The 7,826-nt window shown below is 67.7% G+C and carries 6 protein-coding genes and 1 pseudogene; 1 reads left to right on the forward strand and 6 read right to left on the reverse strand.

Going from position 1 to position 7,826, the window contains the following annotated elements:
* Together QZ609_RS22015 and QZ609_RS22020 are read right to left on the reverse strand one after the other, a co-directional pair.
* Nucleotides 1-482: pseudogene (locus QZ609_RS22015) on the reverse strand (diguanylate cyclase); the annotation flags it as partial.
* A 132-nt stretch (nucleotides 483-614) separates the two neighbouring features.
* On the reverse strand, nucleotides 615-1,055 hold the full coding sequence (locus tag QZ609_RS22020; protein ID WP_295499536.1) for a surface-adhesin E family protein: 441 nt from the start codon (nucleotides 1,053-1,055) through the stop codon (nucleotides 615-617).
* A 121-nt stretch (nucleotides 1,056-1,176) separates the two neighbouring features.
* Between QZ609_RS22020 and QZ609_RS22025 the strand changes: the two genes are divergently transcribed.
* On the forward strand, nucleotides 1,177-1,977 hold the full coding sequence (locus QZ609_RS22025; protein ID WP_295499537.1) for a YhfC family glutamic-type intramembrane protease: 801 nt from the start codon (nucleotides 1,177-1,179) through the stop codon (nucleotides 1,975-1,977).
* Between the two features lie 14 nt (nucleotides 1,978-1,991).
* Here the strand turns inward: QZ609_RS22025 and QZ609_RS22030 are convergent, their stop codons facing one another.
* The 4 genes from QZ609_RS22030 to galU form a co-directional block, all read right to left on the reverse strand.
* Nucleotides 1,992-3,353, reverse strand: coding sequence for a sigma-54 dependent transcriptional regulator (locus tag QZ609_RS22030; protein WP_295499538.1), 1,362 nt, complete (start codon nucleotides 3,351-3,353; stop codon nucleotides 1,992-1,994).
* 9 nt (nucleotides 3,354-3,362) lie between these two features.
* Nucleotides 3,363-5,279, reverse strand: a complete 1,917-nt coding sequence (locus tag QZ609_RS22035) for a sensor histidine kinase (protein ID WP_295499539.1) — start codon at nucleotides 5,277-5,279, stop codon at nucleotides 3,363-3,365.
* Between the two features lie 14 nt (nucleotides 5,280-5,293).
* Complete coding sequence (locus QZ609_RS22040) at nucleotides 5,294-6,634, reverse strand: MFS transporter (RefSeq protein WP_295499540.1); 1,341 nt, start codon at nucleotides 6,632-6,634, stop codon at nucleotides 5,294-5,296.
* A 238-nt stretch (nucleotides 6,635-6,872) separates the two neighbouring features.
* Entirely contained in the window at nucleotides 6,873-7,823 is a 951-nt protein-coding gene (galU, locus tag QZ609_RS22045; protein ID WP_295499541.1) for a UTP--glucose-1-phosphate uridylyltransferase GalU, read from the reverse strand.
* Between the last annotated feature and the right edge of the window lie 3 nt (nucleotides 7,824-7,826).

Consider the following 7,826-nt stretch of genomic DNA (forward strand, 5'->3'; position numbering starts at 1 on the left):
GGCGCGGCCAGGATGACGATGGGCTCGCCGCCCACGCGGTTGCGCAGCGGCGCGGAGATGGTCGGCTGGTCGACGACCGTCACTTGCTGGAAGTAGTCGCGATCGGTGATGTCGATGCCGATCACGCCCTCGCGGTAGGGCGACAGCGCCGTCACTTTGCCCTCGGCGGTGGCCAGGAACACGCCGTCGAACAGGCCGCTCATCGGCGTGATGGAGGCGTAGAAGGCGTCGGCTTGCTCCGGCGTGGTGAACTTGACCGTACTCATCTGCCGGGCGGTGCGCTCCAGCACGCCCAGGTAGGTATCCAGCCGCTCCTTGAGGTCTTCCGCCGATTCCTTGACCAGCGCAGTCTGCTGCGCCTTGATCTGCGCCATCACGTCGCGGCGGATTGGCTCGCGCTGCGACCAGCCGAACAGGCTCACCAGCGTCACGCTGATGACGGCTGACATGATCGCCGCGCGTGTCTTGAGGGTGAGCTTCATCGGTCGGTCAGCGGGTATCGGCCGGCCTCGGCCGGCCTGCTACGGTGGAGGCAGCCTCCATGGTGCTATGTCTGTGCGGGCTTGTCGAGGTGACATACGCCACGTGGTGGCCGCGCCAACGTTGCGCTTACGCTATTGACGCGCGCAAACGTAGCTGGCCGATCGCGCGGCCAGCGTGCCGGGTCGGATGCGCATCCAATGCGCGCCGGCAGCGGTGTCGGTGTCGAGGGTGGCGCCGTCCGGGCCACGTACCACGTAGTCGATCAGGCGGATGCGCTGGCGACGGCAATCGATCTCCTGGCGAGACAGGATCACCGTGCCCGGCCGGTAGCGGGCGCCATGGCTGCGGCGCTCGCCGCGCTTGAGCATGGTACGCGCAAGAAATGTCTTGTGGCCGGTGCGGTTCGAGCGCAGCGAGGTGCGGTCGATGGAGGCCGACACCGAGGTCGTGGTGAGGTATTCGTGCCAGCGCGCGGCCCGTGCAGGCGCCGCCATGCCGATGGCGCCGATCCCGATGCCACATACCCAGATCCACCGCCACATCATGCGTTTCACGACCATCTGTCCTGCCATGCCAATGATTGCGGCACCCGCTGCCGCTGGCTGCATTGTAACAACCGCGCCGCAAGACCCGCGCCCGTGCGCCATCCAGCCTCGGGTACGATGCCGGCAACCCGAATCACGCCCGTCGCCCATGCCCGTCGTTCCGCTCACCGCCCTCGCTGCCCATGCCCTCGCTGCCATCGTGATGGCGTGTGTGCCGATCGGCGCGTGGTTCTGGCTGCGCCGACGCTTCGACCTGGCCTGGCGCGACATCAGCGTGGGCGCGGCGGTGTTCATCGTGTTTGCGCTGGTGCTCGAGCGCATGCTGCATCTGTACCTGCTGCAGCTCAACCCGGTAACGGCGCAGTGGCTGCGCGCACCCGCCCTCTTCGTCATCTACGGCGCGCTGATGGCGGGGCTGTTCGAGGAGACCGGCCGCTGGCTCGGCCTGCGCTTCCTGACACGCAAGCCCGGCAGCGCGGCCACGCCCGTGGCCTATGCGCTGGGGCACGCGGGCATCGAGGCGTGGCTGGTCGGCACCGCATCGCAGGCGCAGATGGTGATGTTCGGCATTGCCGCCAACCGGGGCGAGCTGGAGACGCGCCTGGCGGCCAGTGGGGCGGAGGCGATGCTCGGCACGATCCACGCGATGCTCGCGCAACTCTCTCCGTGGCTGGCGGCGGGCGCTGCGGCCGAGCGTGTCGCGGCGATGCTGATCCAGTTCACGCTCACGCTGGTGGTGTGGCACGCGGTGCGGCAGCGGCGCTTCGTGCTCGTGGTGCTGGCCGTGCTGCTGCATGCGCTGGCCGACCTGCCGGCCGCGCTGTACCAGGTGCACGTGCTGCCGTTGGTAGTGACAGAAGCGATCTACGCCATCGTTGCCGTACTGCTGGCGGCGACGTGCTGGCCGCCGCAGGGCGGCAAGAAGATGGGCGAATCGTCGCTGCGGTAACGACGCCTTGAGGACTAGTTGGTGCGGAAGCGCTCCGGCACGATGCCGTGCCGGTTGAGCTTGTCGTACAGCGTCTTGCGCGGCACGGCCAGCAGCTCGGCCGCGCGGGCGACATTGCCCTCGGTGGCGCGCAATGCCTCTTCGATGGTGGCGCGCTCGACCGCCATCATGCGGCCAGCCAGTGAGTGCTGGCTCGCTTCAGATGCAACCAGCCCATCGTCCAATCCCAGGCAGAAGCGCTCGGCCACGTTCTTCAGCTCGCGTACATTGCCGGGCCAGTCGTGGTGCTGCCAGCGCATCATGTCCTGCGCAGACCAGTCCGGCACGGGCCGGTCGTAGCGCAGCGCGGCCTGCTGCAGGAAGTAGGCCATCAGCAGCGGGATGTCTTCGGCGCGCTGGCGCAGCGGTGGCAGGTCGATCGAGACGACGTTGAGCCGGTAGTACAGGTCCGCACGGAACGCTCCCCGATCGGACGCTTCCTTCAAATCCACCTTGGCCGCCGCCACCACGCGGCAATCGACCGGCACGCTCGCGTTGCTGCCCAGCCGCTCGATGCTGCGCTCCTGCAACGCACGCAACAGCTTGGCCTGCAGCGCTAGCGGCATCGATTCGATCTCGTCCAGGAACAGCGTGCCGCCGTTGGCGTATTCCATCTTGCCGATGCGGCGGCGGTTGGCGCCGGTAAACGCGCCGGCCTCGTGGCCGAACATCTCGCTCTCGAACACGGATTCCGGCAGCGCCGCGCAGTTGAGTGCGACGAACGGCCCGCGCCGCCGGCTGCCCTCATGGATGGCGCGCGCGAGCACCTCCTTGCCGGAGCCGGTCTCGCCGATGACGAGGATGTCGGCGTCCGTCGGCGCCAGCGCGGTGATGAGCCGACGCACGTTCTGCATGGCCGGGCTCTGGCCGATCAGGGGATAGGCCTGGCGACCCTGCAGCGCCTCGCGCAGACGCAGGTTTTCGGAAGTGAGCCTGCGCTTCTCCACCGCACGCCGTACCACGTCGACCAGGCGCTCGGAGTGGAACGGCTTCTCCATGAAATCGTACGCGCCGGCGCGCATGGCGGCCACGGCCATGGTCACGTCGCCGTGGCCGGTGATGAGGATCACGGGCAGCTGGCGGTCATGCTGCAGCATCTCGCGCAGCACGGCCAGGCCGTCGCGGCCGGGCAGGCGCACGTCGGTCACGACCACGGCGGGCGTCTGCGTGGCGAGCGCGGCCAGCGCGCTCTCCGCATCGGCAAAGGATTGCACGGGCACATCCGCCAGGGTGAGCGCTTGCTCGCAGCCCAGGCGCACCACGTCGTCGTCTTCGATCAGGAAGACGGGCGCGTGGTCGATGGTGGTGGTCAGGTCGGGAGAGACGTTGTCAGGCATGCGGTTTCACTAGTGCGGCTTCACCACGCGTTCCAGCTCGATGATGAATTGGGCGCCGCCGTTGCCGTCCTGGGCATTGTGGCCCGTGAGCCGTCCGCCGAAATCTTCGACGATCGCCAGCGAAATCGCCAGCCCAAGGCCCAGGCCCTGCCCTTCGTCCTTGGTGGTAAAGAACGGCTCGAACAGGCGCGGCAGCACGTCAGCCGGAATGCCCGCGCCGAAGTCGCGCACGGTGATGCGTACCCACTTCTCGTCGGGTTCCACGCCGACATGCACGGCGGCAGAGGCAGACTGCGGCGCCTCGGCCGTCGCGTCGATGGCGTTGCGGATCAGGTTGACCAGCACCTGCTCCAGCCGCACGGCATTGGCCCAGACCGCCAAGTCGGCCGGAACAGGCGCGGCCACCACGGTCACGCCCACCTGGCGACGGCGCGATTCCACCAGCATCAGCGCCTGGCGGATGGCCTCGTCCACCGACACTGCCGCGCGCGCCGCATCACCCTTGCGCGAGAACGCCTTGATGTGCGAGACGATGCGGCCCATGCGTTCGGCCAGCCGGCTGATGTGCGTGAGGTTGCTGCGCACCTCGTCGATGCGGCCGCGCTCGGCGAGCTGGTTGGCGTTGTCGGACAGCGTGGTCAGCGCAGTCAGCGGTTGATTAAGTTCGTGCGTGATGCCGGCGGCCATCTGGCCCAGCACGGCCAGCTTGCCGGCCTGCACGGCGGCGTCGCGCGTCTCGCGCAGGATGCGCTGCGCGGCGTCGAGCGCTTCCACCTTGCCGGCGAGCGCGGCGTTGGCGGAGGTCAGCTCGGCGGTGCGCTGGGCGATCCGGGCTTCGAGATCGCGCTGGACTTCGCGCAGGGCGTCGCGGGCGCGGCGCTGTTCCTCACGGCGGCGCGTGCGCAGGCGCAGCGCGACCAGCACGGCAAACGCCAGCGCCATTGCAAACGCGGCGCTGGCGCCGGCCACCAGGGCGGTGCGCTGCTCGTCGCGCGGGTCGATCAGCACGGCCACCTGCCAGCCGAGCAGGCCGACCGGCCGGTACTGCGCACGCAGCGTCGACACCGATTTACCGGGCAGTGCCACGCGCACGGTCTGCGGAGCATGGTCCGCAGAAACGGGTACGCTTTCGCCCTGCGCGTCGAGCGGCGTGAGGGTGTGCGGGGCGTATTGGCGCGTCGCATCGAGCGCGGCGCGCTGTTCGACGCTGAGCGTGCCGAGCGTGCGGTACTTCCACTCGGGCACCGACGACAGGAAGATCACCCCATGGCGATCGACCAGCAGCACCGTATCGCCGCTGCGCGAGAGCGTCGCTTCAAACGAATCGAGGTTGATCTTGACGGCCACCGCGCCGATCGGCCGATGGTCGGGACTGCCTTCGCGCACGGGCGCGGCGAGGAAGTAGCCGGTCTCGCCGGTGGTGTTGCCCACGCCGTAGAAGCGGCCGAGGCCTTCGCGCATGGCGTCTTCAAAGTACGGGCGGAAGGCGTAGTTCTGGCCGATGAAGGACGACGGCAGGTCCCAGTTGCTGGCCGCGAGCGTCTGGCCCGTGGCGTCCATCAGGTAGACGGCGGTCAGGTCGGCGGCGTTCTGGACCTGCTTTAGGTAGGCGTTGGCTGCACCCCGCAGCGCCGCATCCGGCTGCTGGCGCGGCGCCTGCAGGGCGACGTGCAGCACGTGTTCGAGTGCGGCCAGGCGCGGCAGTGATTCATAGCGCGCCAGCGTACTGCGCAGGTTCTGCGCGTAGAAGGTGGTGCGCTGGCCAGCCTCTTCAACGCGCGTGGCGACGTAGCGCTGCAGGGCGATGGCATACGCGCCCCCCCCTGCCGCCGCGCAGCACGCCGCCATCGCCAGCGCGACGGCCAGCCGCCAGCCGCGCCCGTGTGCGGGATGCGCGGTGTCGGCGTGGCCATCGGGGTGAGACATGGATCAGTGTTCCATCAATGCTCAATTCGCGAGTGCTTGCGAGTATCGCGCATGAACACGTACACCAACAGCGATAGCAAGATCGTGCCCGTCACATACCAATAGAACAGCGACTCGTGGCCGGCCTGCTTGAGCCACAGCGCGATGTACTCGGCGGTGCCGCCGAAGATCGACACCGTGAGCGCATACGGCAGGCCCACGCCCAGCGCACGCACTTCCACCGGGAACAGCTCGGCCTTGACCACCGCGTTGATCGACGTGTAGCCCGAGACGATCACCAGCGCGGCCATGATCAGGAAGAACGCCGTCCACGGGCTGGTGGTCTGGCTGATGCCGGTCATGATGGGCACGGTAAAGAGCGTACCCAACACGCCGAACGCGATCAGGATCGGGCGACGGCCGATGCGGTCGGACAGCCCGCCCACGATCGGCTGCAGCATGGCAAACAGCAGCAGCGTGGCGCCGGACACCAGCGTCGCCTGGTCCTTCGACAGGCCCACCGTGTTGGCGAGGAACTTCTGCATGTAGATCGAGTACGTGTAGAACGCCACCGTGCCGCCCAGCGTCAGGCCCACGACGGTCGCCACCGCGCGCGGATGCTTGGCAAGCTCGGCCAGCGTGCCGCGCTTCTTCTTCTCCATCGTGGTCGCGGTGAAGGACTGCGTCTCCTCCATGCTCGAACGCAGGCGCATCGCCACCAGTGCGCACAGCGCGCCGATGAAGAACGGAATGCGCCAGCCCCAGGCTTCCAGCTCGGCGGGCGACAGCACGAACTGCTGCAGCACGATCAGCAGCGCCAGCGCCACCAGTTGCCCGGCGATGAGCGTGACGTACTGGAAGCTCGAATAAAAACCGCGGTTCTCCTTGTTGGCGACCTCGCTCAGGTAGGTGGCCGAGGTGCCGTACTCCCCGCCCACCGACAGGCCTTGCAGCAGGCGCGCCAGCACCAGCAGCACCGGTGCCGCGACGCCGATGGTCGCGTAGCTCGGCGTGAGCGCGATGATCAGCGAACCCAGGCACATCAGCACAACCGACACCAGCAGCGCGCGCTTGCGGCCGTAGCGGTCGGCATAGATGCCCATCAGCCAGCCGCCCACCGGACGCGCCAGGAAGCCGACCGCGAACACGGCCGCGGTGTTCAGCAGCTGGGCGGTCTGGTCACCCTTGGGGAAGAACGATTTGGCGAAATACAGCGCAAACGCCGAATACACGTACCAGTCGTACCACTCGACGAGGTTGCCGACCGAGCCGGAGAAGATGGAACGCAGACGACGGCGGACGTCGCTGGAGGTTTCGTGCGTGGATTGCGTGGGCGCGAGCGCGCCCGGGACCGCGTCGGCCTGGGGCTGATGCATGGTGTCTCCTTGGAGCGTTGTCGGCGGCGCTGTCGAGAGCCCGCCGGTTTATGGGTGGGTGCTCTTACTCAAGAAGCATTCCATGCACGCTGCGGGCGCAGCGATGCGCCGCAAACGCCCGTGGCTTGGGGCTTTGCGGGAGACAACCGAATCTGCGGGAAACAGAAGAAGTGTGCGGTTTTCCGGAATCGGCCGCGCGGGTTGTGCGAAAACCCGCACGACCGATGGGGGTTGAAGGTCAGGCGGCGACGTCCAGCGGCATGGTGTCGCGAACCAATGGATCAGCGTCGGCCGCCGCCCCCTCCTGCATGGGCAGGGCGCCAAGGCGCTCATACAGATAGGCCTCAAAGTCAGCGCGCACTTCCGGATGGCGTAGCGCGAATTCCACGGTGGCCTGCAGGTAGCCGAGCTTGCTGCCGCAGTCGAAGCGCTGGCCCCGGTAGCGGTAAGCCAGGATCTGCTCCTCGGCCAGCAGGCTCTGGATGGCATCGGTCAGCTGCAGCTCGCCGCCGGCGCCCGGCTTGAGGTGGCGCAGGTGGTCGAAGATGCGCGGCGTGAGGATGTAGCGCCCGACCACGCCCAGATTGGATGGCGCGTCTTCCGGCGCGGGCTTCTCGACAATGCCGTCGAGCTTGACCAGGCGGTCGTCCCATTCCCGACCGGCCACGACGCCATAGGAACGCGACGCGTGCGGTGCGATCGTCTCGACACCGACGATCGAACAGCGATAGTGATCGTAAAGTTCGGTCATCTGCCGCATGACGGCCGGCTCGTGGTCCAGCAGATCGTCCGCCAGGATCACGGCGAAGGGCTCGTCGCGTACCAGTTTCTGCGCACACAGCACGGCATGGCCCAGGCCCAGCGTCTCAGGTTGGCGCACGTAGAAGCATTCGACGCCGGGCGGCTTGATCGATTGCACCATCTCCAGCAAGGCCTGCTTGTTTTTGACCGCCAGCTCCGATTCCAGCTCATAGGCCTTGTCGAAGTGGTCTTCGATCGCGCGCTTGGCGCGCCCGGTGATGAAGATCATCTCCGTGATGCCTGCAGCCGCCGCCTCTTCCACCGCGTATTGGATCAGCGGCTTGTCGACGATCGGCAGCATTTCCTTCGGACTGGCCTTGGTGGCGGGTAGAAAGCGTGTACCGAGCCCCGCCACGGGAAACACGGCCTTGGTGATCTTCTCGTTCATGAC

Source organism: uncultured Ralstonia sp. (assembly GCA_913056305.1).
GTDB lineage: Bacteria > Pseudomonadota > Gammaproteobacteria > Burkholderiales > Burkholderiaceae > Ralstonia.